We start from the raw sequence: 23,059 nt of genomic DNA, 5'->3' as shown, positions 1-23,059 counted from the left end.
GCAAGCCGCTCGGAAAGACGTTTCTGCAGCCGCTTTGCGGCTTCATCAGCGTCCCGGCCGCGCGACGAGACACGCCGCGCCGAGCAACGGATTCTAAAGCCATATAGCGTAGCGCTGTCTCGGGGGAGCTTTTCAACATGGCTTTAAGCAAGAAGCGCGACGCGCGCAAATCATTGAGTCAACCCGGGTGGATCACGCTCGAGGGCGGTTTTGCCGCGCGCCAATGCGTGGTCCAGGATATGTCCGCAACGGGGGCGAAGGTCACGATCGACGATCCCAACACGTTGCCGGCGAAATTGCGGCTGGCGTTTTCGCGCGACGCCAGGACCGGGCGCCGCTGCGAAGTGGTCTGGCGCCGCGGCAAATCGGTCGGCATCAGGTTCATCCGCTAATCTGGCACTGATCCGCCAGAGACGATAAAAGGCGGGATGCGAAAATCCCTCCTGGCAATGATCGGCATAATGATCGCCTTGGCGCTGTCCTCGGTTGCCTCGGTCGCCGAACAACCCCGTCCTCAGAAGCTCGACAAAGCCTCCGCGTCGGGCAAGTCGCTTCCGCTGAAGCGCCCAGGGTCGGCCAACGCATGCGCGGAATATGGCGCGGGCTTCGTCAGAATCGAAGGCTCCAACACATGCATGAAAATCGGCGGCGCAGTGAGCGTTGGAGCAGGGGTGTCCGGCGGCTCACGTTGAGAAGATTCGCGCTTACGTCATCGGCGGTGCGATGAACTGCGTGAACCCTGGGCGGACGGCGAGCTGCGAAAACCAGCGTTCGAGGTTCGGCAGTTTCGGTTTTGTCACGCCTTCGACGCCGAACCAGCGCCGCGCAAAAGCGCCGAGCGCGATGTCGGCGATGGTGAACTGATCGCCCTCGATAAAGCGCCGTGTCGTCAGGTGCGCCTCGACGATCCGCCACACCGCGGCTTCGGCATCGACATCCTTCTGGATCGCGACCATGTCGCGCTTTTCAATGGGCGTGCGCACCAACGCCCAGAACACCGGCCGGTCGACCGGCTGCAGCGTCGACAGCGTCCAGTCGAGCCAGCGATCGACGCCGGCGCGCGCCTTCGGCTGCGAGGGATAGATCGACGAACCTCGTTCAGATCCTTGGCCATAGGCCATGCAGAGATAGCGCATCACGGAATTGGATTCCCACAGCACGTAGTCGCCGTCGACCAGCGTGGGTACGCGGCCGTTCGGATTCATCGCCAGATAAGCAGGGTCGTTGTTCTTTCCGAACTGCATGCCGGCATCGATACGCGCATACGCGAGATCGAGTTCGGCGAGGCACCACAGCACTTTTTGCACGTTGACCGAATTGGCCCGGCCCCAGATGGTGAGTTGTTGTTTGTTGTTGTCGGCCACGCGTTGCTCCCGCTGATTTTCCGATTGGCCGTTAATAGCCGAAGATCAGAGAAAAAGCGCGCGTTCGCGCGGGTCCGGAGCCAACAAAAATGGGCTCTGCTGCAGTGCGACAGAGCCCGCTTCTCGCATTATTCGTGGCGTCGGCCAGTCAGTGGCCGAAGAACAGCCATAGCAGAATGATCACCGGAATAGGCACGCCCAGCAACCAAAGCAGAATTCCTCGTCCCATCGTCTCCTCCTCAAATCTTTTCGAGGAGAAAACGCGGCGTGCGAGGGGGTGGTTCCTGCGCAGAAAAGAACCCGAGTGAAGGAACGTTTGTGGTAGCTCGGATGACGGACGTGGACGAAGAAGTTTGTACAGGGCCTACCAGTGACCGGTGTTCGGCATCGAGGTCCACGGTTCGGCCGGCGGCTTCGGTTCGCCCTTCTGCAACAGCTCGATCGAATGTAGATCCGGCGATCGGACGAAAGCCATGTTGCCGTCGCGCGGCGGGCGGTTGATGGTGATGCCGGCCTTCATCAGGCGGTCGCAGGTCGCGTAGATGTCGTCGACTTCGTAGGCGAGGTGACCGAAATAGCGGTCCTCGCCGTATTTCTCCTCGTCCCAATTATAGGTGAGCTCGACCAGCGGTGCGCCGCGGTTCTGGGGAGCGGCCTTGAACAGTCCTTCGTCCTCCGGCGCGCACAGGAACACCAGCGTGAACCGGCCCTTGTCGTTATCGACCCGGCGTACTTCCTTCAGCCCCAGCGCGTCCCGGTAGAACTTCATCGCGGTATCGAGATTGCGGACGCGCAGCATGGTGTGGAGATAGCGCATGTTTGTTGTCCTCCTGAGAACGTTCAGAGATCTTGTTGGGTTGGGCGGTTCGGGCGGAAAATAGCAGCAAAATGCACCAGAGGTCACCGATAACGTGCGCATAAGTGCAGGTCCGTTCTGCAGCCGTTCGCACTGAGCTCTGCGGCCTCAGAAGGCCATCGATGCAGGCGAATGCGAAAGATCGGATGCGCTCGTTGCAACAGCCAGGCTGCGGGACGACACTCCGCCTGGGCGAAGCTCAAGGGCGATGCATTGGAGAGCGCACCTTACCAGCGCGCTTGGTTCCGAGGAACGAAACCGCTACGCCGGTTTTGAATCAAAGGAGGTATCGCATGAAACAAGATCATCCGGCTGAAGAGAATGCGGCGCAGGAAGATTTGCCAACAAGGTCCGAGCAAAAGCTCGGGACTTTGACCGCTGGTGCCATTGCCCTCGTTGTCGTTGGAACGGCAATATATTGGATCGCGTAGCCATCTGCGCGAAGGTCCCGCTCGCTGATGCGCGCTCTGGATGCCGATAGGGCTCGCGATCCTTACCCTTGCCGTGACATCTCAATCGTAACCTAATGGCTCAATGCGGTAGCAAGATCCTCAAGTAGCGCCACGAGCCTTTCGCCGGTCATTCCGACAGCAGCGATGATGGCCAAGGCGATAAACCCGGCGATGAGGCTGTATTCGATTGCGGTGGCGCCGCCCTCGTCGCGCAGAAACTTCCCGAGCATTTCTTTTTCTCTCGAACTTTGATCAAGCCAGTGTGTGGCACGCTCACGTTGTGATTGAGACAACCAAAAGCGTAAAATTGCAAGATTATTGGGCGGCACCGCGTCACCTGCGTTATCCCCTACACATACGCGGTTGGCTCCTCCGTCCATTGTGGCGGCAACGGAGGGATCGACCATGTACCTGCTCTATGGCGTGCTCATAGTTGCGATGGTTTTCTTTTTCGTGCTCCCGATTACCGATGCCAGGACGGCCCGGATGAAATTGTCCGTGGTGAGCAGCCTCGGCGCATTGCTGGCGGTATCGGTTATCGTGCCGCGCCTGATGCATTAACGAAGGATATGCCTGCCTCGACGCGCAACGAGCATGTCGAGCGCTGCCGCTAGGATGGGCTGGCTTGGCCGTGCTCGCCGGCATCGGCGGTCTCCTGACGCTCGGCGTCGTGCACGCACAACAGTTCGCATGGCGAGCGTGAGAGGGGGCCGGACGCAGTCTGGCCCTGGCGCGCAAGATTGATACTTCCCGTCAGGTCAGACTTTAACGTCCACCAGCGACGGCTCGTCGGTCTGTAGATCGGCCAGGGCCGCTTCGATGGCGGCTGCCTTGGCATGGTCGACGGCCCTTAGATCCTGATTGATCGTATGCGGCGGCGCCTTGGCGGCCTGATCGACGACGAGCTGGATTCTGGCTTGTGTCACTTCAACCGGTATGGGGTAAATGACCATGGGTGCAACCCTCCTGATCGAAACTTGTCAGGTTCCTGTTTACGTCTTGTAAAGAGGTTGGGTTAACGGCCGGGTGCTACAGCGCTAAGGGGTAAATAGAACCTTAAAGCGTCTATGCCGTGCACGCCCGCGCCATCGCGCTAATGCATCTGTTCCAGTCGCTCGGCGTAGAGTCGGAATTCCTCGGCCATCTCGATCAGTTTCTTCGAAGCTTCCGGATCCTTGACGGCTTCGGCAAGCCGTCGGGCTCTGTCGGATTGTTCTCGATAGTGGTCGGCCTGGGTCATCGCAGCACCTTTTTGGATAGGTACGGGCTGCGCCAAAAAGGTTCGACGGTCGGGACGGTGAGGTAACGGCATCTTAAGAAAGCAATCGTGCCTGAAACGCACCCCCTGTTCGTTCCGGGAGAACAAAGGGAGTCTGCGGCCGTAAACCGAAAGCAGCCAAGCGCTGGTCAAGGCGAACTAGCGCCTGCCCAGTAGGCACTCAACGGTCCGGCAATTTTTCGTCTGGCGATTTGTGATAGGTCGCGATGGCGATGAAGCCAGCATAACCGATCACATTGATCAGAATTTCCATCCACGCAGGCATGATGCACCTTCCGGTAGTGAAACACCGAATGGAACGAATTCGTTCCGCGCAATTCGACGGTCAGGTCCGCGGGATCGCATAGCTCGCAACGCCGCCCTCCAAACCGGCAAGCGAAACCCCGCCTGCATCCGAAGATCTAGACGGGGCTTTCGTGCTTCACCTCTCGCAAGGTTGCTGCATTCGTTAGGAAACATCGAGGCATCGGCTTGGTTCCGGTCGCAGCAAATTCAATTGCGAGTTCCGCGCGCAAAAATTTCCGTCGTCGACAGCGCGGAGGTCCAACAATGCTCGTGCCGGTACTGCCTCAGCGCCAGAATGATGGCCGGCTGGATCCATTCAGCGCGTTGGCCAAGGTCGTTTCGTAATATTCTTCGCGCTCGCGTTCGAACTTCTGCTGGGTCTGCCTGAAGCTCGCGACGCGTGCTGCGATTTCGGCACGGTCGCGCGCGAGTCTTTCTTCCTTCTCCGTCATCGCCATCCGTTTTTGTTTGATTCGCACCCGCCATGATTGGCACGCGCGAATGGGGCGTGAATGCGGAAGCATTGTGATCGCGTGCCGCCTGAAGCGAAGGTGGTGGATAAGGTGTGGCGCATTGTTGTCGCTCATGCGGGTTCCCGTTAGCGAAAGACAAACGGGAGGTTCCAATGGCAAAGATCGATTTGGATTCATTGAGCATCGAAGAACTCGCAGGCCTGCGCGAGCACGCCACCGACAAGTTGTTTGAAAAGGTCGCTGCACGCCGCGCCGAACTCGAAGCGGAACTGGAAAAGCTGGCGCAATACGGCAAGCCACCGGTGAAGAAGATGGAAAGCGCACCCGCACCCAAGGCGAAGAAGTCGGAAGAAGCCAAGGAGCCGAGGGAGTCGGTGGCCAAGGCAGCATGAGGCGTCGGTGTTAGAAGGCGGCTTGATAAGGCCGCCGTGCCGGACGTGCGTGCGGCGCTGCCCGGCAGCGCATCGGTCTGGCAATCCGAACGACCGTGCTATAATCCGCGCGGCCCAACCATTCGGAAATTATCAGCGGTGATCGCCAAGGATTTGCGCAGCGGCGTCGAGCAGCTCGGCGACATGATCGCCGAAGCCGCATGTATCGTTCCCTTTACCGGAGCCGGCATTTCCACCGAATGCGGCATTCCGGATTTCCGCTCGCCGGGCGGCCTGTGGACCCGCAACCGCCCGATCGCGTTCGACGAATTCGTTGCAAGCGCCGACGCGCGGGCCGAGGCTTGGCGGCGACGCTTTGCGATGGAGGCAACCTTTGCCGCGGCTAAGCCCGGCCGCGGGCATCGCGCGCTGGCCTCGCTCTACAAAGCCGGCAAGACGCCGGCGATCATCACCCAGAACATCGACAATTTGCATCAGGTGTCAGGCTTCAGGGCCGATGACGTGATCGAGCTGCACGGCAACACGACTTATGCCCGCTGCATCGGCTGCGGACATGCCTATGATCTTCCTTGGGTAAAGCAGCGTTTCGAGGAAGCCGGTAGCGCACCCGACTGCACCATCTGCGATGAGCCGGTAAAGACGGCCACGATTTCGTTCGGACAGGCGATGCCGGAAGACGCGATGCGCCGCGCTACCGAACTGGCGCAGCATTGCGACCTGTTCCTGGCAGTCGGATCGTCGCTAGTCGTTTGGCCTGCCGCGGGTTTTCCGTTGATGGCTAAGAACTGCGGCGCGAAGCTCGTGATCATCAATAATGAACCTACTGAACAGGACGACGTTGCCGATCTGGTGATCCGTCACGACATCGGAGAAACGCTCGGACCGTTTGTAGGCAATTGATCTCCAACTGATTCGCGGCTGTGCAAGCCTGTTCATAGTTGCAGGTCAGTTTGTTTTTTTAGCTATGCGCCACAATCGGGAGTGTTATCTTTGATTCGAGAGATTCGCGCTGCGTTATCATGATGGTCATGGTAGGGCGCGTGTTCCGGTCCGCTACGGCGACAGCGGACCGCTTTTTGAAGTGTGAGGTCCGGGGTCATGGGGTCGGACGAATTTGGGTCCAAGAAGCTCGGGGGGCCGCCGACAGGCGGGACAGGGCAGAACAGGCTTGGATCAGGTGAATACGCAGCCGGCGCACAGCGCGATCCGGCGGCAGACGCGCTGTCAGGGCTCGGCGATGCCGCAGCTAACCTTATCGAAATATCGGGCATCATCAAATGGTTCGATGCTTCGAAGGGTTACGGCTTCATCGTGCCGGACAATGGCTGGCCCGATGTGTTGCTGCATGTCACCGTGCTCAGGCGCGACGGCTACCAGACCGCCTATGAAGGCGCTCGGGTGGTGGTCGAATGCTTGCAGCGCGCCAAGGGCTATCAGGCGTTCCGGATTGTCTCGATGGACGAGTCCACCGCGATCCATCCGGCGCAGATGCTGCCGCCTCGGACTCATGTCAGCGTTACGCCGACCAGCGGTCTGGAGCGGGCCCAGGTCAAATGGTTCAACCGGCTGCGCGGTTTCGGCTTCCTGACCTGCGGCGAGGGCACGCCTGACATCTTCGTCCACATGGAAACGCTGCGCCGCTTCGGCATGACCGAACTGCGGCCGGGCCAGTACGTGCTGGTGCGCTACGGGCCCGGGTCCAAGGGGATGATGGCGGCCGAAATTCATCCGGAGACCGGCCCGTCGGCGCTGTCGTCGCATTGATCCTGCCGTACCACTGACGCAAACGTGAGCCGGCCGTCGCGCCCCAGCGCGGCGGCCTCTGGCATTTGCCGCAATCCTCAGGTTAGGGTTCCCGGCAATTTCTCCTGAGATATCCGGCGTGAGTGCTTTGATGAATTTCGCTTCGATGGTTGCGCGGCTTCGCATCCCGGGCCGCCTGGTGACGTCGCTGGCCGCTGCGTCTGCTGTGCTCTTCATCCTCTGCGCCAATCCCGCCGTGCAGGCCGCGAGCGTTGAGCCGCTCGAGATCGCCACCAAGTCAGGCGTACGCGTGTTCCTGGTCGAGATGGCGACGACGGAGGAGGAGAAGACTCAGGGGCTGATGTACCGGAAGGAATTGCCCGACGGCAAAGGCATGCTGTTCGATTTCTCGCCGGAGCAGCAGATCTCGATGTGGATGAAGAACACCTACATTTCGCTCGACATGATCTTCATCCGCGCCGACGGCCGCATCCTGCGCATCGCGGAAAACACCGAGCCGCTCTCCACCAAGATCATCTCCTCGGGCGGGCTTGCCAGGGGGGTCCTGGAAGTGATTGCTGGTACGGCGCAAAAATACGGCATTCAGCCCGGCGACCGGGTGGCCCACCCGCTGTTCAACAAGCGCTGACCGGCTTCCATCGCCTTGATGGCCGCGGATTTAGCGTGTATCGAGCATTTCCAGCGTCGGATCGGGGTATAGCGCAGCCTGGTAGCGCGGCAGTTTTGGGTACTGCAGGTCGTTGGTTCGAATCCAGCTGCCCCGACCAATAAAATCAATGACTTGCTACGTCTTTTTCGGATTGAATTTTCCCAGCACAATTGGGGAGGGGCGGGGGAATAATTGTGGCTGGTAGGAAGACAGTCGTTCTGGTGCGGCAGGCCCTTCTGCTGGGGCTGGTGATTTGCTTTGCCGCCGCAGGGAGCCGGCCGGCGGCGGCCAATCCCGCGCAGATGATTTCCGATTTTCGGCTAAAGCACGGGCAGAAGCGCGTAACCCTGGATGCGACTCTCACACGGATTGCACACGATCAAGCCGAGGCGATGGCCGCAAAGGACAAACTGGATCACGATGTCCTTGGCCGGTTCAATACGCGTGTCGGCCCGGCGGGCGCAGGCCGGGCCGCAGAGAACATTGCGTACGGCTACGACGGTTTTCCCAAGACCCTCGACCAGTGGATCAATTCGTCCGGGCACCGGAAGAACCTCCTGTTGCCCGGCGCGACGCGCGTAGGTGTTGCCAGCGTGAAAAGCGCGCGGACCGGTCGTACGTACTGGGCCATGGTGATCGCAGGCGACTATGAGCGTCCCAAGGCGCCAAAGAGTTCGCCAAAGAGTTCGCCGAAGGAATCAAGGCAGGCAAACGCCGCGAAGTCCAAATCGCGCGCGGCTGAGAGCTGCCGACTGAAGATTCTCAGCCTGTGCCTTTAGAACCTGAAGCGCGGAGTAGCCGCCTTCGCCGCGCTGCGCGCTCGATGATGGTCGGATGGCGGCGCCAACGCATGCGAGCGCCCGGTTCGATACTGCGATTTCCACGCTGATGTGAAGTCCATCCCGATTTGCGGCTTGCAATATCGTTCCTGTTATGTTCTCTTTGGTCATTCCCTCGGAGGTGACCAATGGATGTCGAGAAGCAACGGGAAATAATCCGGCTCTGGAATCGCATGCGTCGGGTCGAGGGCCCGCTCGCTGAAGAAATCCGCATCCAGATCCTTGAATGCTTTGCGCGGCCGGAGGCGCCGAGCGCGCGCCTGAAGGAGCGCGGCGAGGTGCTCGGTCGCATGCCGGTCCGGACTGCGCAACTGTATCGCATCGGCGAACGCAGTAACAACGCAACGCTTTGACGGCTTTCGTAGCCTGCGCGGCTGATTCGCTGCCGGTCAAGATTGACGGAATCTTCGCGCGATGCATGCTGCACGCATGTTGTCGCGTGTGCGCAATCATTTTCGAGGTGCGAAGTTCGCCCGCATGAGCAGCGGGACGTACCGCATCATCCGCGATCTCGGGCTGGTCAAAGGCGGCAAGGGGATGCGGCACCACGAGGTGCTCGTCACCTTCAGCCTGCGGGCGCTGTGGCGCTGGGTCGGACGGGGTTGGCGGCGCCTTATGACGGCGTCGAAAAAGCCGGAGGTTTCGGCTCGGCCTGTCGCAGATACGTAGCCGCAACTGCTCGGCTGCCGGCGATCAGCGTTGCGCTGCCTGCCACGCCAGCAGTCTGTGCTCCGCCAGCGACATCGCCACCGACGTCACGTAGCCGGTCAACCCAAGCAGGATGACACCAGCGAACAGGTCGGCCGAGCGAAACGCGCGGGCTGACAGCAGAACCCAATGGCCGAGCCCGTCGAGGCCGGCCAGGATTTCGCAGACCACCGACAGGATCAGCGCCACCGTCAGGCTGAGGCGCATGCCGGCGAGGATGTCGGGACTGGCGGAAGGCAGCGCGATCTTGAAGATCACGGCGAGGCGCGACATCTGCAGTGAGCGCGCGACCTCGTAAAGCCGCGGCTCGACCGCAGCAAAACCGTGGATGGTCGCCAGCATGATCGGCCAGATCGCACCGAAGGCGATCACGAACAACGCCATCGCCTGCGTCAGCCCAAGCATGGCGATCGCCACCGGAATGATCGCCGAGACCGGCAGCGGTCGTAGAAACTCCAGCGACGGCGCGACATAGGTCCGCATCCTGCTCGACGATCCAATGATCGCGCCGATCGCGATGCCGGCAATGGAGGCGGCGAGCCAGCCATAGGCCATGTGTTCGAGCGTGCCGGCGAGCTTGCTCCAGAGATCGCCGGAGGAAAACCCGCGCATCAGCGCAGCCCAGGCCCGGTCCGGTCCCGGCAGGAACACCGGCGAGACCAGTTTTAGATTGGCGATCAGTTGCCATATTGCGACGAAGCCGGCCGCAACCGCAAAGCTCGCCACGCGCCAGATGATTGCGGCTCGGTTCATTGGCCGTCTCCGCTCAACGCGGCGCGGCCGAACAGACGGTTCTGGGCGACGACCAGCAGGATATTCAGTGCGTAGCCGATGACGCCGATCCAGACCAGATAGGCCAGCATCAGGTCCGGGCGCAGCGCCTGCTGCGCCAGCATGATGCCGGCCCCGAGGCCGAGCGGGTTGATCGCGATTTCGACCGTCACGGCGACGATCAGCGCGATGCCGGCCGATAGCCGAAAGGCGACGAAGATCCGCGGCAACGCCGCCGGGATGATGATCTTCCAGACCCGCTGTGCCGGCGGCAGCCGCAGCGCCCGCGCCACCTCCATCAGCCGCGGCTCGATGCTGCGCACCGCCGCGCGCGACAGGATCAGGACCGGCCAGACGCAGGCGAACGCCACGATCACGATTTCCATGCGGTGGCCAAAACCAAGCGCGATCAGCGCTATCGGCAACAGCGCGATCGAAGGGATCGGCCTGATAGCCTCGACGGTCACTTCCATCAGTCGATCGAGCGTATCTGAAATCCCAAAGGCGATGCCGAACGCCAAGCCGATGGCGGTGCCGATCGCAAGGCCTGCGAAAGCTGAAAACAGCGTGTCGCGCGTCGCCGCCAGGATCGAGAGGTCGGCGAAGGCGCCGAACAGCGCCATCACGATCTCGCTCGGCGGCGCAAGGCTGTCGCTTTGCAGATGGGTGGCGCGCGCCCAGACTTCGAACGCCACCAGCACGGCGAGCGGCAACACCAGCGCCTTGGCGGAATTCGCCCTCACTGCTCGGTCGCCTTGATGAAATCGAACAATTGCCGCCGCAGCCGCAGGAATTCCGGATGCTCGCGGGTCGATAACTGATCGCGCGGGCGCGGCAGGTTGACCGAAAGCTCGATGCCGATCCGTCCGGGGTGCGGCAGCAGGCCGATGACGCGATCGCCGAGATAGATGGCTTCATCGAGGTCGTGGGTCACGAAGATCACGGTGGCGCCGCTCGCCGCCACCAACGACAATACCTCATCCTGCAATCCCTGCCGCGTCATCGCATCCAGCGCACCGAACGGCTCGTCCATCAGAAGCGTCTTCGGCTCCTGCGCCAGGCAGCGGGCGATCTGCAGGCGCTGCTGCATGCCGCCTGACATTTCTGACGGGTATTTGCCGGCATGGCCGGGCAGGCCAACCGTGCGCAAAAGTTCCTCAATGCGGGCAGGGCGCTCGGCTGACGGCATGCCGCCCGCTTCCAGCGCCAGCGAAACATTGCCCGCCGCGGTGCGCCACGGCAGCAGCGCCTTGCCGTAATCCTGGAACACGATCGCGATCTCGCGGCGCGGCTCGCGCATCGGCTGGCCGTCGAAATTCACCTTGCCGCTGGTCGGCTGGTAGAGACCGGCGGCCAGGCGCAGCGCTGTGGTCTTGCCGCAACCGGAGGCGCCGACGATGCAGAGGAATTCGCCGGGCTGCACGCCGAGGCTCAGATTCTCGATGATGGTCTTGCCGCCGAGGACGAGTGTGACGCCGTCAAATGCGATCTGGGGCGTGGCAGTGCCGTATACGGCTTCGAGGCGTTTTGCGGCGCTTGCCATGATGTCAGCTCTCGTTGCCTGGGGGATAGACGAAATCCATGGTCGAACGCAGATGCGCCGATAGCATCGCTTGAGACCCCTGAACGTCGCGGGCGATGACGCGGTCGGCGAGCAATTGATGCGCGCGCACGAATTTCTTGCCGCTGTCGACGGAGCGCATCATCACGCGCCGGTAGCGATAGGCCTGGTCGTAGAGATCGGAATGGGCTGCCAGCAAACGCTTCGAGCCGCACGCCGCCAGCAAGGCGGTGTGAAAGCCCTTGTGCAGCCGGTCGAAATCGTCGGCGCCCTCACGGAATTCATCACCGGTCCGCTCGATGTGCCGGCGCATCTGGTGCAGCGCGCTGACGATGCCGGCCTCCCATGCATCGTCGCCATGGGTGATCGCCAGCCTGATGGCCTCGATCTCGATCGCCGTGCGCATCGTGGTGATGTCGAGCAGATCCTCGCGGCTGATGTCGGCGACGCGAAAGCCACGCTGCCCGATGCCCACGATCAGCCCCCGCGACATCAGCCGTGACAGGCCCTCGCGCAAGGGAGTGGCGCCGATCTCGTAGCGTTGCACGAGATCGACGATGCCGAGCCGCGATCCCGGCGCCAGATGGCCGGCAAGGATGTCCTGCTCGACCAACGTGGCTGCGCGCTCGCTCAAGGTAGCGGCCTCGGTCACTGGTCGGTTCAGTTGGCGTTCGGAAGCAGGCATCGCGCAATCTGCTATTTCAGGACCAGCTTTGATGTGTCGAGCTTGGATTGCAACATCTTCTGCGACGACATCACCTCGATCCACCAAGAGAGCTGCTCGGGCTTCAGCGCCGGTTCTGAACGGTTCGGCGGCGTCGCCTTGACCAGTTCGATCGGCTGCTTGGTGAACTTGGCAATCGAGTTCGACGCCTTTTCGCGGTCATTGTTGACGATCGCGGCGGATTCGGCGAGCGCATCGCGGAATTTCTTGACTGCCGCGGCGTTCTTTTCCGCCCATTCGCGCGAGGCCGCGTAGAAGATGATCGGATCGGTGCGCGCCAGTTCGACCGCATAGCGTGCGCCGACCGAACCGAGGCCGGCATTGGTCATTCGGGTCACGAACGGTTCGGCGGTCAGGACGGCGTCGACGCCGCCGGACTTGATGATATCGGCCATCGTCGGAAAGGTGACCTCGACGAAATTGACGCCCTTGGGATCGACGCCTTTTTCCACCAGCCATTTCACGAACAGCACATGCAGGAACGCGTTTAGCCCCGGCGCGCCGACTTTCTTGCCGACGAAATCCTTCGGCTCCTTGATGGTGATGCCGTTGCGGACGAAGGCGGTGATGTTGCCGTTCGATACCGGGCTCATGATGGTGGCACCCGCAATAGCGACGAGATCGAGCCCACCGTCGACGGCCTGCAAAAACACGGTCGAGGTCGGCCCGCCAATCTGAATCGAGTTCGACAGGATCGCCGCCGGGATGTTCGAGTTGATGCCGATCGGCGTCATCTCGACCTCGAGCCCGTGTTTTTTGAAAATGCCTTCGTCGATTGCCACCATCGCGGAGGCGCAGTCCGAGGTTGCCGTGCAGCCGACCTGGATCTTGGCTTGCGCAAAGGCGGTACCGGTCAGGGCCATGCTGACGGCAATGGCGGCTAGGGCCTTTTTCACGGTGCTCTCCCCACTACACATTTTTCTGTCTTGTTTATCGATATTTTTTTTGATCATATATTTCATCGGAAAACAAGAGGGCGTCAGGTGAAACTCGCAACAATAAAGTCGGGCGGTCAGGAAAAGGTCGCCATCGTGCATAGCGGCGACAGGCTGCTCTTTGATCTCGCGGCGGCGACCAGCCGCAACGGAGGCGCCAATCCGGCCTTCGCATCGATGCTGGCGCTGATCGATGCCGGTGACGCCGCGCTCGAGCAGGCGGCAAACGTGTTCAACAAGCACGGCAAGGACGAGAGCTTGTCCATGAAGATCGACGCGGCCGAAATTCTCGCGCCGGTCCCGGAGCCACGGCAGATGCGGGACGGCATGTCGTTCCCGCTGCATATCCTGCAGGCCCCGCGCGGGCAGCTCAAGCTCGCCGCACGCGCCAAGGGCGACATGGCGGAGCTGGCGCGGATCGAGGCCGAGCCGCTCGGTGAACTGCCGGAGGTCTATCGCAAGCAGCCGATCTACTACATCACCAACCGCTTCAGCGTGCGCGGTACCAACACCACGGTGAAGTGGCCGCGCTACAGCCAGGTGATGGACTATGAGCTCGAATTCGGCATCATCACCAGGAACAAGGGCGCCAACATCTCCGCCGCCAGGGCCAAAGATCACATCTTCGGTTATACGATCTTCAACGACTTTTCTGCGCGCGATGCCCAGCGCATTGAAATGGAGGGGCGGCTAGGTCCGGCGAAAGGCAAGAGTTTCGACGGCGGCAACGTGATGGGCCCGTGGATCGTGACGCCAGACGAGATCGGCGATCCCTACAAATTGAAGATGGAAGCGCGCGTCAACGGCGAGATGCGCTCGCAAGGGGTGACCGAGGGCATGCTATTCTCGTTCGAGGAGATCATCGCCCATGTCAGCCAGGACGAGACCCTGATGCCCGGCGAATTCATCGGATCCGGCACTGTCGGCAATGGATGCGGGCTCGAACTCGGCTGGTATCTCGAACATGGCGATACCATCGAGCTCGAAGTCGAAAAGATCGGCATCTTGAAGAACCGGGTCGAGCGGCAATAGTTGCTTCCGGCGACGCTACCCAAAAAAGCATCCAGCGAGGAAACGCCATGGCGCGCAGATTGATCGACATTTCCGTCCCCCTGCAAAACGACGTGCCGGCCGATCCGCCCGGCAATCACCCGACCATCCAGTACATCGATCACCAGCAGGGCCTGCCGCGGATGCTGCAGTTCTTCGAAGGTTTGAAGGCGGAAGATCTGCCTGATGGCCAGGGCTGGGCGGTGGAGCAGGTATCGCTCTCCACCCACAACGGCACGCATCTGGATGCGCCCTGGCATTTCCATCCCACCATGAACCGCGGCGAACGTTCATGGACCATCGACGAGGTGCCGCTGGAATGGTGTTTTCAGCCGGGCGTGAAGCTCGACTTCCGGCATCTTCCGGATGGCTACGTCGCGACCGCCAAGGATGTCGAAGCGGAATTGAAGCGCATCGGCCATACGCTGTCGCCGCTGGAGATCGTCGTGGTCAATACCAGCGCCGGCGCCAAATACGGGCAGCAGGACTACGTCATCTCAGGCTGCGGCATGGGCTACGAGGCGACGATGTATCTGTTGGAGCGCGGCGTGCGACTGACCGGCATCGACGGCTGGAGCTGGGATGCGCCGTTCGTCTACACCGCGAAGAAGTATGCCGAGACGAAGGACGCCAGCCTGATCTGGGAAGGCCACAAAGCCGGGCGCCACATCGGCTATTGTCATCTCGAGAAGCTGCACAATCTCGAGCAATTGCCGTCGACCGGCTTCATGGTGTCGTGCTTCCCGGTGAAGATCGAGCGCGCATCTGCCGGCTGGACCCGCGCGGTCGCCATTCTCGACGGCTGAAGCCTGCACGCAACAACAAGATCGGGGAGAGAACGGGATGACGGATTTGCGCACCGCCCCACTACGGGGATGCTTCTGCTGTGGTCAATCGCATCAGTCATTCGCCGCACCAAGCCGGCGTGGCTTCATGCTCGGCGCCGGCGCGCTGGCTCTGACGACGGCGATCGGTGGTGGCCGGGTGGGGGCACAAACCGCCGACGCAAAGCCGTTCCGGATCGATGTACACCATCATCTGTCGCCGCCAACCTACGTGACCGCGTCGAACGACAGCGGCTTCGGCGATCCCTTGATGAAGAACTGGACGATCGAGAAATCGCTCGCCGATATGGACAAGGCCGGCATCGCCACTGCGATGCTGTCCGTCACCACACCCGCGGTCAATTTCACCAAGGGCGATACGGCACGAAGGCTTTGCCGTGAATCGAACGAATATGCCGCAAAGCTGGTCGCGGATCATCCGGGGCGGTTCGGCAATTTCGCGATGCTGCCGCTCACCGACGCCGAAGGCAGCCTGCGCGAGCTCGCCTATGCGCTCGACACGCTCAAGGCCGACGGCATCGCGTTGATGACGAGCTACGGCGACAAGTGGCTCGGGGATCCCATGTTCTTGCCGGTCATGGAGGAGCTCAATCGCCGCAAGACGCTGGTCTACACCCATCCCACCGCGGCCAATTGCTGCGTGAACCTCGCGCCGACGCAGCCGCCTGTCATGATCGAGTTCGGCACCGACACGACGCGCACGATCGCCGACATCGTCTTCTCCGGTAACGCGAGGCGCTTTCCCGATATCCGATGGATCTTCTCGCATGCGGGCGGGACGATGCCGTTTCTGATCGAGCGCTTCGTGCGGCACCCTCTGCTGGTACCCAAGGCCAAGGAGACGGTGCCCGATGGCACGCTCACCGAGCTGAAGCGATTCTTCTACGACACCGCGCAGACGTCCAACCGCGCCGCGATGTCGGCGCTGGCGTCGCTCATTCCGCCGTCGCAGATCGTTTTCGGGACGGATTTCCCATACCGAACCGGCAGCGATCACGTAAAGGGATTGCGCGAGACGGGCGTGTTCACAGACGAACAGATGGCGGGGATCGAGCGAGGCAACGCGCTCAAGCTGCTTCCCCGGCTTGCCAGCTAAGCCGGGCGCGGCCGGCGCTCACTGTGCGCGGAAGCAATCGGTCAAAGAAAAAGGCGTGCCGATCGGCACGCCTGATTCCTTTTATGATCCCGTCTGACGCGACGGCGATCCGTTCTATATCACCACCTGCAAACGCGACGGCCGTAAGGGGTCCACCAGCAGCGCGGACCAGGACGTACAACGACGGGCCCACCATAGAAACCCCGGCCGCGATAGAAGCCACGACCGCCGCGATAGAAGCCACGGCCGCCATAATAGCCTCTGCCTCTGCCTCGGTACGCCTGCGCGGACGTCGTCGTGCCGCCTACCAGAATCGCAGACGTGCTGGCCACATAGACGAACAACAAAGCCAGCCCTGCAAGGCAGCGGGTCAGGATATTGTAGCGTTTAGCCATTCGAGAATCTCCCGGTCACTTCCAAACATCTGAACTTCGGCACCGTCTCACTAAGACGCGCGAGAAAGCTTTCGGTTCAGATGCGCTAAGACAATATTTTACAAGGTTCTTTCGAGCTTTCGGGACTTTATTGAGAAGGGCAGGTAAGGTCAAGTTACAGCCGGTCTGCCGAGGATTCTTGCGTTGCGCCATTCATCTTCCTGAATACTTGCTGAACACTGATGGTTGTGCGCTGCAGAATTTCGAAAGAAGCTACGGCAACGCCACGCCAGCAACTTGATGTCGACACGATTTCCATTTCTCAGCGCAAGACGATCCTCTCCTGACGAGTACCCATGCCAAAAAAACACACTTATGTCCTTGGTCTGAACACCTATGACCATGATGTCAGCGCCTGCCTGTTGCGCGACGGCGCCATTGCATTTGCGATCGCCAAGGAGCGGATCACGCGGACCAAGCACGCTTCGGGCTTCTACAAGGAAGTGATCGATTATTGCCTCGAAGCCGAAGGCATTACGCTCGACGACGTCGATCTGGTGGTACGCAATTGCTACATCCTGCCGGTCCCGGAAATGGAAGAGCGGCTGGTCTATTTCGACGCGCCGGGCTTCCTGCCGGAGTTCGAGCGCGACGAGGCGGCCAAGCATCCGCTCTATCTGAAGCATTCGGACAAGTTGGTGACGATCTCCCATCATCTCGCGCACGCCTACAGCGCGTTCGCGGTGTCGCCGTTCGAAGACGGCGTCGTGATGATCGTCGACGGCGTCGGCAGCTATCGCTCCGACGTCATGGAATCGTTTCCTGCCAGCGACACGGCGACGCCGCTGGCACGAGAATCGGAGAGCTATTACAAGTTCAGCGGCACGACGCTGGAATGCGTCAAAAAGGTCTGGATGGAGCCGGACCGCGGCTTCCTGAGCGATGAGTTCTACACCATGCCCGGGCTGGGCGCGCTCTACAGTCGCGCCTCGACCTATATCTTCGGCGACTGGAACAAGTGCGGCGAGCTGATGGGACTGGCGCCCTATGGCCGCCGCGATCAGGTCAAGCATTTGCTCGAACTGCACGACGGCAAGCTGCACGTGCCGCACTGGAGCGCCGACTTCAAGCAGCCTTACGTGTTCGAACCCGGAAGCAACTGGGAAAAACACCCCGCGATGCGGCACTGGGAGGACCTGGCCTGGCGCACGCAGGACGACACCGAGAACGTGCTGCTGGCCCGTGCCCGATGGTTGCGCGAAACCACCGGCGCGAAGAACCTCTGTATGGCCGGCGGCGTCGCACTGAATTGCGTGGCGAATGGGCGCGTCGCCCGCGAAGCCGGTTTCGAGAACGTCTGGGTCCAGCCGGCGGCCGGCGATGACGGCATTGCAATCGGCTGTGCCTACTACGGCTGGCTCGAAATCCTGAAGCAACGCCGCGCCTTCGTGATGGATCACGCCTATGTCGGCAGGCGCTACAGCGACCAGGAGGCCGCCAAGGAGTTGCAGAAGTTTCTGGTGCGGATCCAGGTCGACGCCGTCAGGAGCGACAATGTCTGCCGCGACACCGCCAAACTGCTGGCCGACCAGAAGGTGATCGGCTGGTTTCAGGACCGCTCGGAATTCGGGCCGCGCGCGCTCGGCAACCGCAGCCTGCTGGCCGATCCACGCAAGGGTGAGATGAAGGACATCCTCAACAGCCGCGTGAAGCACCGGCAGGCGTTCCGGCCGTTCGCGCCGATCGTGCTGGCCGAGCGCATGAAGGAAATTTTTGAAGGCGAGGAAGATTCGCCCTTCATGCTGATCGCCAAGCCGGTTCGCCCTGAATGGCGCGACAAGATTCCCGCGATCGTGCATGTCGATGGCACTGCACGCGTCCAGACCGTGCGCGAAGAAACCAATCCGATGCTCTACCGCCTGCTGAAGGAATTCGAGGCCTTGACCGGCGTTCCCGTGCTGATCAACACCTCATTCAACATCAAGGGCGAGCCCATCGTGGAAACGCCGCAGGATGCCGTGAACTGCTTCCTGACCACGGGCGTCGATCATCTGGTCATGCACGACACCATCGTATCGAAGAACGCGATGCACAAGGTGGTCGCACCGCTGGTCAACATCTACGCCGACGTGCGGACGCTCGTGGCGTCGACCGCGCAGCCGGCCTGAACCGGCCGCCGCGATTCAGCCGAAAGCCGCTCAGGCGGCTTTCGGCGCTGCCGGCTTGAGCGGCTTGTCCTGCCGCTTCGACCAGGAAATGTAATAGGCCACGATGGTCATGATCGCGATGCCGGTCACGCTGACGAAGATCTGCGCGAACAGCGAGCCTGTGCTCATCGACAGTTCGAAATGCCCGACGAACGATAGGAACACGCCGACGCAGAACACGGCGAGCGACTGCTGGCCGCAGACCACCAGCGGATCGAAGATCTTCCACTCCAGTCCCGGCCATTCCTTCGGTACGAAACGAATGACCAGGATCACGATCGCCACGAAGTGCAGGAAGCGGTAGGGCGCGAGGTTGGTCTTGTCGTTCGGGTTGAACATCGAATAGAGCCATTGCGGGAACAACTCGCCGAACGCCGGAAACCGGCCGGCCATGGTCATGACCAGCGCCAGGATCAGGTAGGCGATGCATAGATATAGCGTGATCGGTGCGTTGATGATGTGCATGTTCTTGCGGGCACCGCCGAGCGCGCACCATGCGCCGAATACGAACAGCACCTGCCAGGCGAACGGGTTGAAGTACCAGGTGCCGATCGGATAGGCGGGCAGGTTCCAGCCGGTCTGCCGCGACACCAGCCACAGCACGATCGCGGCCAGCATGGTCCAGTTGGGCTGGCGCAGCATGATCCACAGCACCGGCGGGAACAGGCCCATCAGCACGATGTAGAGCGGCAGCACGTCGAGATTGAGCGGCTTGAACTTCAGGAACAAGCCCTGCCGCAGCGTTTCGGTCGCATTGTCGACCAGGACGGCGACGTTGAATTCGTTGACCAGTTCGGAGTCGCCAAAGCGCAGCGCCAGATAGCTGATCGAGGCGATATAGATCACGAACAGGATGATATGGGCGACATAAAGCTGCCAGACGCGCTTGGTCAGCCGGGTGGCGCCGACGATGAAGCCGCGCTCGAGCATCATCCGGGCATAGACGAACGAGGCGGTATAGCCGGAAATGAAGACGAACAGGTCGGCGGCGTCGCTAAACCCGTAATTGCGGGTGGTGATCCAGTTCACGACATTGTCTGGAATATGGTCCAGATAGATCGCCCAGTTCGCGATTCCGCGAAACAGGTCGAGCCGGAGGTCGCGTCCTTTTTCTGGCAGGGTAGCGTTGATTTTCATGGGGTGCCGCTTCGTGATGCTTTCGGTAAGATCGCGCCGCAAGACCGGGTCCCGGGCGCCGGATAGCCCTGGATTGTCACATTACGGCATAATGACTATACCGGCACGGAAATGGTACATCCGGGTTTCCGGAATCACCGATCAAATTCCTGAAAGGTGTCTCTATACTATCCCGGCCGTTTCCACCAAACGCTTCCATATCGCTTGAGGACCCGACCATCCAATGACCGCCCGCATTTTCAAGCCTGCCAAGAACGCGATGCAATCGGGAAGGGCCCAGACCCAGGAATGGCAGCTCGATTACGAGCCCGAGCAGCCGCGGGCGATCGAGCCGCTGATGGGCTGGACCTCGTCCTCCGACATGAAGCAGCAGCTCACCTTGCGCTTCGACACCAAGGAAGACGCGATCGCCTATTGCGAGCGCAAGGGCATCGCCTACCAGGTGATCGAGCCCAAGGATGCGGCGCGCCGGCCGGCCGCTTACGCCGACAATTTCGCCTTCAAGCGCGTCGAGCCCTGGACCCACTAATCTCCGTCACAGCCGCTCAAACCCCTCATCCTGAGGAGCCCGCAGAGCGGGCGTCTCGAAGGATGTAGGGCCACAGACGGGGCCTCATGGTTCGAGACGCGCTTCGCGCTCCTCACCATGAGGGGCTTATGACGCAGTAGAGCTAAGCGCCCGATCGGCGCGGTAGACGTGGGGCCTACTGCCCCGGGTCAGATGCCGCCGGATTTGGGGATATCGGCAGCGGCGCATCCTTGGCGACGCCAAGCACCGGGAACGTTCTGATATTGCGGACCTCGGGCATCGCTGAAAATTGCAGAAGCTGCTGGTGCATGCCCTCGACGTTTCGCGCCACGCATTTGAGCAGATAATCGGCATCGCCCGAAATGCGCCAGCTCTGCTGGACCAGCGGTATTGCCGCGATCGATTTTTCGAACGCCTGTAACGTCGCCTGAGCCTGGCTCTGCAACTGAATCAATACGTAGGAAATAACCTCGTAGCCAAGGAGCTTTTCGTCGAGCGTGGCTTTGATGGCACTGACATAGCCGCGCTCGCGCAAGGACCGAACGCGGCGCCGGCACGGAGGCTCCGAGAGGCCGACCCTGTCCGCCAGCTCATTGTTGCGGATGCGTCCATCCTTCTGCAACTCGGACAGGATTTTCAGGTCGAATTCGTCGAGGGGTTGGCGTTCCGTCATCGGCACCTCATCCGCCCTCCGGCCTGCCGCGAGCCGTGACATCAGGGGAGAGCACGCGCTTGGTTTGCGTTCGCGCAGGCGTCGCGCCAGGAGCGACGCCCGATAGCACCAGCTTCTCATGGGCGGCGACGATCGCCTCCTTGGTGAGCCGCCCGCCGGGCCGGTACCAGGCAGTGAGGCCGGTCAGGAGCGACAGGATCGCAAACGTCGCCACCTGGATGTCGACGACCTCGAACTCGCCTTCCGTGACACCCTCGGTGAGGATGTCCGCAAGCCGCCGCTCATAGGCGCCGCGCAGCGCCACGATCTCCTCGTAGTTCTTCGGCTCCAGGCTTCGCAGCTCGGAATTGGCGATGAAGACCTCGCGCTTCTTGGTCATGTGGTAGCTGACGTGAAAGGCGACGAAGGCACGGAGCTTGTCGGCCGGCCCCTGTTTCCCCTGCAGGGCACGATCGAGCTGGCGCAGCAGCTCGTTGATGTGGTCCCGTACCAGCACGAACAGCAATTCCTGCTTGGTCGAGATGTGATTGTAGAGCGAGCCCGACTGGATCCCGACTTCGGCCGCAAGCTGGCGCAGGCTCATCGCGGCGTAGCCGCGCTCGAAGATCAGGCGCAGACCGGCTTTGCGGATCGCCTCCATCGTCTTGGGGCCGTGTGAGCCGATCGTTCGCGCCATTGGACCTCTGGGAGTGGAGGGTATTCGCCCTCCGGAAACGAGCAGGCGATCGTATAATACTGGCATGAAAATATAGTAATTTCAATTGGCTGCGGCGATTATTTGGGTAACATCAGGTCTCACTTGCGAGGGTAGTAAAAAAACGTATGATCGTTTAATTCGAAGGAAACGCAAGGGTGGAATGATGGCCTCAAACCGGGCGCTGCTCCTCAATTTCGACCTCGGCGAGACCGCCGACGCAATCCGCGAAACCGTGCATTCATTTTCGCAAAACGAGATCGCCCCGCGTGCCGCCGAGATCGACCGCAGCAACCAGTTCCCGCGCGACCTCTGGCCCAAGATCGGCGCGCTCGGCCTGCACGGCATCACGGTGGAAGAGGAATATGGCGGCGCCGGCCTCGGCTATCTCGAACATTGCATTGCGCTGGAAGAGATGTCGCGGGCGTCCGCCTCCGTCGGCCTGTCCTATGGCGCCCATTCCAACCTCTGCGTCAACCAGATCCGCCGCAACGGCAGTGATGCACAGAAGCGCAAATACCTGCCGAAATTGATCTCGGGCGAACATGTCGGCTCGCTGGCGATGTCCGAACCAGGTGCCGGCTCGGACGTGGTTTCGATGAAGACCCGCGCCGAGAAGAAGGGCGACCGCTTCGTGCTCAACGGCAACAAGATGTGGATCACCAACGGCCCTGAGGCGGACACGCTGGTGGTCTACGCCAAGACCGATGCCCAAGCCGGCCCGCGCGGCATCACCGCCTTCCTCATCGAAAAGGGCATGAAGGGATTTTCCACCGCGCAGAAGCTCGACAAGCTTGGCATGCGCGGCTCCGACACCTGTGAACTCTTGTTCGAGGATTGCGAAGTCCCCGAGGAGAATGTGCTGAGCGAGGTCGGCCGCGGCGTCAACGTGTTGATGTCTGGCCTCGACTACGAGCGCGCGGTGCTGGCCGCTGGCCCGATCGGCATCATGCAGGCCTGCATGGACGTGGTGCTGCCTTACGTGCACGAGCGCAAGCAGTTCGGCGAGCCGATCGGCTCGTTTCAGCTCGTGCAGGGCAAGATCGCCGACATGTACACCACGATGAACGCCTCGCGCGCCTATGTCTATGCGGTGGCCAAGGCCTGCGACCGCGGCGAGACCACGCGCGAGGACGCCGCCGGCGCGATCCTCTACGCCGCCGAGAAGGCGACGCAATGCGCGCTCGACGCCATCCAGCTCCTTGGCGGCAACGGCTATATCAACGACTATCCGACCGGGCGGCTGTTGCGCGACGCCAAACTCTACGAGATCGGCGCCGGCACCAGCGAAATCCGCCGCACGCTGATCGGGCGGGAGCTGTTCGAAATGACGGCTTGAACTTCACACCGAGGCACAGATGATACAGGCTGTCATATCTTCCTCGAACGTTACGCTCCGGCC

At 61.3% G+C, this 23,059-nt stretch carries 31 protein-coding genes and 1 tRNA gene; 18 read left to right on the top strand and 14 right to left on the bottom strand.

Going from position 1 to position 23,059, the window contains the following annotated elements; all coding sequences use genetic code 11:
* The first annotated feature begins 137 nt into the window (after window positions 1–137).
* Complete coding sequence (locus YUO_RS0104540; RefSeq protein WP_028346216.1) at window positions 138–392, top strand: PilZ domain-containing protein; 255 nt, start codon at window positions 138–140, stop codon at window positions 390–392.
* Between the two features lie 69 nt (window positions 393–461).
* Entirely contained in the window at window positions 462–692 is a 231-nt protein-coding gene (locus YUO_RS0104535) for a porin (protein WP_235782620.1), read from the top strand.
* A gap of 12 nt (window positions 693–704) precedes the next feature.
* Here the strand turns inward: YUO_RS0104535 and YUO_RS0104530 are convergent, their stop codons facing one another.
* A complete protein-coding gene (locus YUO_RS0104530) occupies window positions 705–1,364 on the bottom strand; it encodes a glutathione S-transferase family protein (protein WP_028346214.1) in 660 nt (219 codons plus the stop codon).
* 364 nt (window positions 1,365–1,728) lie between these two features.
* Window positions 1,729–2,181 (bottom strand): VOC family protein, encoded by a 453-nt coding sequence (locus tag YUO_RS0104525; RefSeq protein WP_028346213.1) that lies wholly within the window; start codon window positions 2,179–2,181, stop codon window positions 1,729–1,731.
* Window positions 2,182–2,513: 332 nt separating this feature from the next.
* Between YUO_RS0104525 and YUO_RS45950 the strand changes: the two genes are divergently transcribed.
* A complete protein-coding gene (locus tag YUO_RS45950; protein ID WP_156908473.1) occupies window positions 2,514–2,651 on the top strand; it encodes a hypothetical protein in 138 nt (45 codons plus the stop codon).
* A gap of 92 nt (window positions 2,652–2,743) precedes the next feature.
* Here the strand turns inward: YUO_RS45950 and YUO_RS48620 are convergent, their stop codons facing one another.
* On the bottom strand, window positions 2,744–3,079 hold the full coding sequence (locus YUO_RS48620; RefSeq protein ID WP_347335910.1) for a Flp family type IVb pilin: 336 nt from the start codon (window positions 3,077–3,079) through the stop codon (window positions 2,744–2,746).
* Between YUO_RS48620 and YUO_RS45945 the strand changes: the two genes are divergently transcribed.
* Window positions 3,078–3,233: a hypothetical protein gene (locus tag YUO_RS45945; protein WP_156433807.1), complete on the top strand. Its 156-nt coding sequence runs from the start codon at window positions 3,078–3,080 to the stop codon at window positions 3,231–3,233. The genes YUO_RS48620 and YUO_RS45945 overlap by 2 nt on opposite strands.
* 197 nt (window positions 3,234–3,430) lie before the next feature.
* On the opposite strand, the gene YUO_RS45940 is transcribed toward YUO_RS45945, so the two are convergent.
* The 3 genes from YUO_RS45940 to YUO_RS45935 all read right to left on the bottom strand — a co-directional run bounded on the left by YUO_RS45940 (window position 3,431) and on the right by YUO_RS45935 (window position 4,823).
* Window positions 3,431–3,625 (bottom strand): hypothetical protein, encoded by a 195-nt coding sequence (locus YUO_RS45940; protein WP_028346212.1) that lies wholly within the window; start codon window positions 3,623–3,625, stop codon window positions 3,431–3,433.
* A gap of 140 nt (window positions 3,626–3,765) precedes the next feature.
* Window positions 3,766–3,912, bottom strand: a complete 147-nt coding sequence (locus YUO_RS47000) for a hypothetical protein (protein ID WP_198027963.1) — start codon at window positions 3,910–3,912, stop codon at window positions 3,766–3,768.
* Between the two features lie 608 nt (window positions 3,913–4,520).
* A complete protein-coding gene (locus tag YUO_RS45935) occupies window positions 4,521–4,823 on the bottom strand; it encodes a hypothetical protein (protein WP_156908472.1) in 303 nt (100 codons plus the stop codon).
* A gap of 38 nt (window positions 4,824–4,861) precedes the next feature.
* Here YUO_RS45935 and YUO_RS0104490 point away from each other — a divergent pair, with 38 nt between their 5' ends.
* The 8 genes from YUO_RS0104490 (at window position 4,862) to YUO_RS39735 (ending at window position 9,022) form a co-directional block, all read left to right on the top strand.
* Window positions 4,862–5,101: a hypothetical protein gene (locus tag YUO_RS0104490; RefSeq protein ID WP_028346211.1), complete on the top strand. Its 240-nt coding sequence runs from the start codon at window positions 4,862–4,864 to the stop codon at window positions 5,099–5,101.
* 138 nt (window positions 5,102–5,239) lie between these two features.
* Window positions 5,240–6,001, top strand: coding sequence for an SIR2 family NAD-dependent protein deacylase (locus tag YUO_RS0104485; protein WP_028346210.1), 762 nt, complete (start codon window positions 5,240–5,242; stop codon window positions 5,999–6,001).
* A 198-nt stretch (window positions 6,002–6,199) separates the two neighbouring features.
* A complete protein-coding gene (locus tag YUO_RS0104480; RefSeq protein ID WP_028346209.1) occupies window positions 6,200–6,865 on the top strand; it encodes a cold-shock protein in 666 nt (221 codons plus the stop codon).
* Between the two features lie 130 nt (window positions 6,866–6,995).
* Entirely contained in the window at window positions 6,996–7,493 is a 498-nt protein-coding gene (locus YUO_RS0104475; RefSeq protein ID WP_235782619.1) for a DUF192 domain-containing protein, read from the top strand.
* A gap of 62 nt (window positions 7,494–7,555) precedes the next feature.
* Window positions 7,556–7,632: transfer RNA gene (locus tag YUO_RS0104470), tRNA-Pro, on the top strand.
* Between the two features lie 118 nt (window positions 7,633–7,750).
* Window positions 7,751–8,293 (top strand): CAP domain-containing protein, encoded by a 543-nt coding sequence (locus tag YUO_RS0104465; protein WP_430649529.1) that lies wholly within the window; start codon window positions 7,751–7,753, stop codon window positions 8,291–8,293.
* Between the two features lie 188 nt (window positions 8,294–8,481).
* Window positions 8,482–8,706, top strand: coding sequence for a hypothetical protein (locus YUO_RS39740; RefSeq protein WP_035725864.1), 225 nt, complete (start codon window positions 8,482–8,484; stop codon window positions 8,704–8,706).
* A gap of 124 nt (window positions 8,707–8,830) precedes the next feature.
* The gene (locus YUO_RS39735) at window positions 8,831–9,022 is read left to right on the top strand and encodes a hypothetical protein (RefSeq protein ID WP_156908471.1); all 192 of its coding nucleotides are present in this window, start codon (window positions 8,831–8,833) and stop codon (window positions 9,020–9,022) included.
* 24 nt (window positions 9,023–9,046) lie between these two features.
* Here YUO_RS39735 and YUO_RS0104450 read toward each other — a convergent pair whose 3' ends face one another.
* From YUO_RS0104450 to YUO_RS0104430, 5 genes are read right to left on the bottom strand one after another with little or no spacing between them, the layout of a single operon-like run.
* Window positions 9,047–9,814 (bottom strand): ABC transporter permease, encoded by a 768-nt coding sequence (locus tag YUO_RS0104450; protein WP_028346206.1) that lies wholly within the window; start codon window positions 9,812–9,814, stop codon window positions 9,047–9,049.
* Window positions 9,811–10,575, bottom strand: coding sequence for an ABC transporter permease (locus tag YUO_RS0104445; RefSeq protein ID WP_028346205.1), 765 nt, complete (start codon window positions 10,573–10,575; stop codon window positions 9,811–9,813). The genes YUO_RS0104450 and YUO_RS0104445 overlap by 4 nt, the downstream gene beginning before the upstream one ends.
* Window positions 10,572–11,375: an ABC transporter ATP-binding protein gene (locus tag YUO_RS0104440; RefSeq protein ID WP_028346204.1), complete on the bottom strand. Its 804-nt coding sequence runs from the start codon at window positions 11,373–11,375 to the stop codon at window positions 10,572–10,574. Before YUO_RS0104440 ends, YUO_RS0104445 begins: the two co-directional genes overlap by 4 nt.
* 4 nt (window positions 11,376–11,379) lie before the next feature.
* A complete protein-coding gene (locus YUO_RS0104435; protein ID WP_051379215.1) occupies window positions 11,380–12,078 on the bottom strand; it encodes a GntR family transcriptional regulator in 699 nt (232 codons plus the stop codon).
* Window positions 12,079–12,089: 11 nt separating this feature from the next.
* Entirely contained in the window at window positions 12,090–12,980 is an 891-nt protein-coding gene (locus YUO_RS0104430; protein ID WP_347335914.1) for an ABC transporter substrate-binding protein, read from the bottom strand.
* A gap of 120 nt (window positions 12,981–13,100) precedes the next feature.
* On the opposite strand from YUO_RS0104430, the gene YUO_RS0104425 reads away from it, so the two are divergent.
* The 4 genes from YUO_RS0104425 to YUO_RS0104410 all read left to right on the top strand — a co-directional run bounded on the left by YUO_RS0104425 (window position 13,101) and on the right by YUO_RS0104410 (window position 18,585).
* A complete protein-coding gene (locus YUO_RS0104425) occupies window positions 13,101–14,084 on the top strand; it encodes a fumarylacetoacetate hydrolase family protein (protein WP_028346201.1) in 984 nt (327 codons plus the stop codon).
* A 47-nt stretch (window positions 14,085–14,131) separates the two neighbouring features.
* The gene (locus YUO_RS0104420) at window positions 14,132–14,908 is read left to right on the top strand and encodes a cyclase family protein (RefSeq protein WP_028346200.1); all 777 of its coding nucleotides are present in this window, start codon (window positions 14,132–14,134) and stop codon (window positions 14,906–14,908) included.
* 127 nt (window positions 14,909–15,035) lie between these two features.
* The gene (locus YUO_RS39730; protein ID WP_198027962.1) at window positions 15,036–16,043 is read left to right on the top strand and encodes an amidohydrolase family protein; all 1,008 of its coding nucleotides are present in this window, start codon (window positions 15,036–15,038) and stop codon (window positions 16,041–16,043) included.
* Between the two features lie 730 nt (window positions 16,044–16,773).
* A complete protein-coding gene (locus YUO_RS0104410) occupies window positions 16,774–18,585 on the top strand; it encodes a carbamoyltransferase family protein (protein ID WP_028346199.1) in 1,812 nt (603 codons plus the stop codon).
* A 30-nt stretch (window positions 18,586–18,615) separates the two neighbouring features.
* Here the strand turns inward: YUO_RS0104410 and YUO_RS0104405 are convergent, their stop codons facing one another.
* Entirely contained in the window at window positions 18,616–19,761 is a 1,146-nt protein-coding gene (locus YUO_RS0104405) for an OpgC domain-containing protein (protein WP_028346198.1), read from the bottom strand.
* A 223-nt stretch (window positions 19,762–19,984) separates the two neighbouring features.
* On the opposite strand from YUO_RS0104405, the gene YUO_RS0104400 reads away from it, so the two are divergent.
* Window positions 19,985–20,290, top strand: coding sequence for an ETC complex I subunit (locus YUO_RS0104400; RefSeq protein WP_028346197.1), 306 nt, complete (start codon window positions 19,985–19,987; stop codon window positions 20,288–20,290).
* Window positions 20,291–20,465: 175 nt separating this feature from the next.
* Here the strand turns inward: YUO_RS0104400 and YUO_RS0104395 are convergent, their stop codons facing one another.
* Window positions 20,466–20,963, bottom strand: coding sequence for an Lrp/AsnC family transcriptional regulator (locus YUO_RS0104395; protein WP_035726110.1), 498 nt, complete (start codon window positions 20,961–20,963; stop codon window positions 20,466–20,468).
* Between the two features lie 7 nt (window positions 20,964–20,970).
* Window positions 20,971–21,639, bottom strand: a complete 669-nt coding sequence (locus tag YUO_RS39725; RefSeq protein WP_083754454.1) for a TetR/AcrR family transcriptional regulator — start codon at window positions 21,637–21,639, stop codon at window positions 20,971–20,973.
* A 184-nt stretch (window positions 21,640–21,823) separates the two neighbouring features.
* Here YUO_RS39725 and YUO_RS0104385 point away from each other — a divergent pair, with 184 nt between their 5' ends.
* Window positions 21,824–22,996: an isovaleryl-CoA dehydrogenase gene (locus tag YUO_RS0104385; RefSeq protein ID WP_028346195.1), complete on the top strand. Its 1,173-nt coding sequence runs from the start codon at window positions 21,824–21,826 to the stop codon at window positions 22,994–22,996.
* Window positions 22,997–23,059 lie beyond the last annotated feature (63 nt).

The organism is Bradyrhizobium murdochi (genome assembly GCF_000472965.1).
GTDB lineage: Bacteria > Pseudomonadota > Alphaproteobacteria > Rhizobiales > Xanthobacteraceae > Bradyrhizobium > Bradyrhizobium murdochi.
The sequence above is the reverse complement of the archived record's forward strand: the minus strand, read 5'-3'. Positions and strand labels throughout refer to the sequence as shown.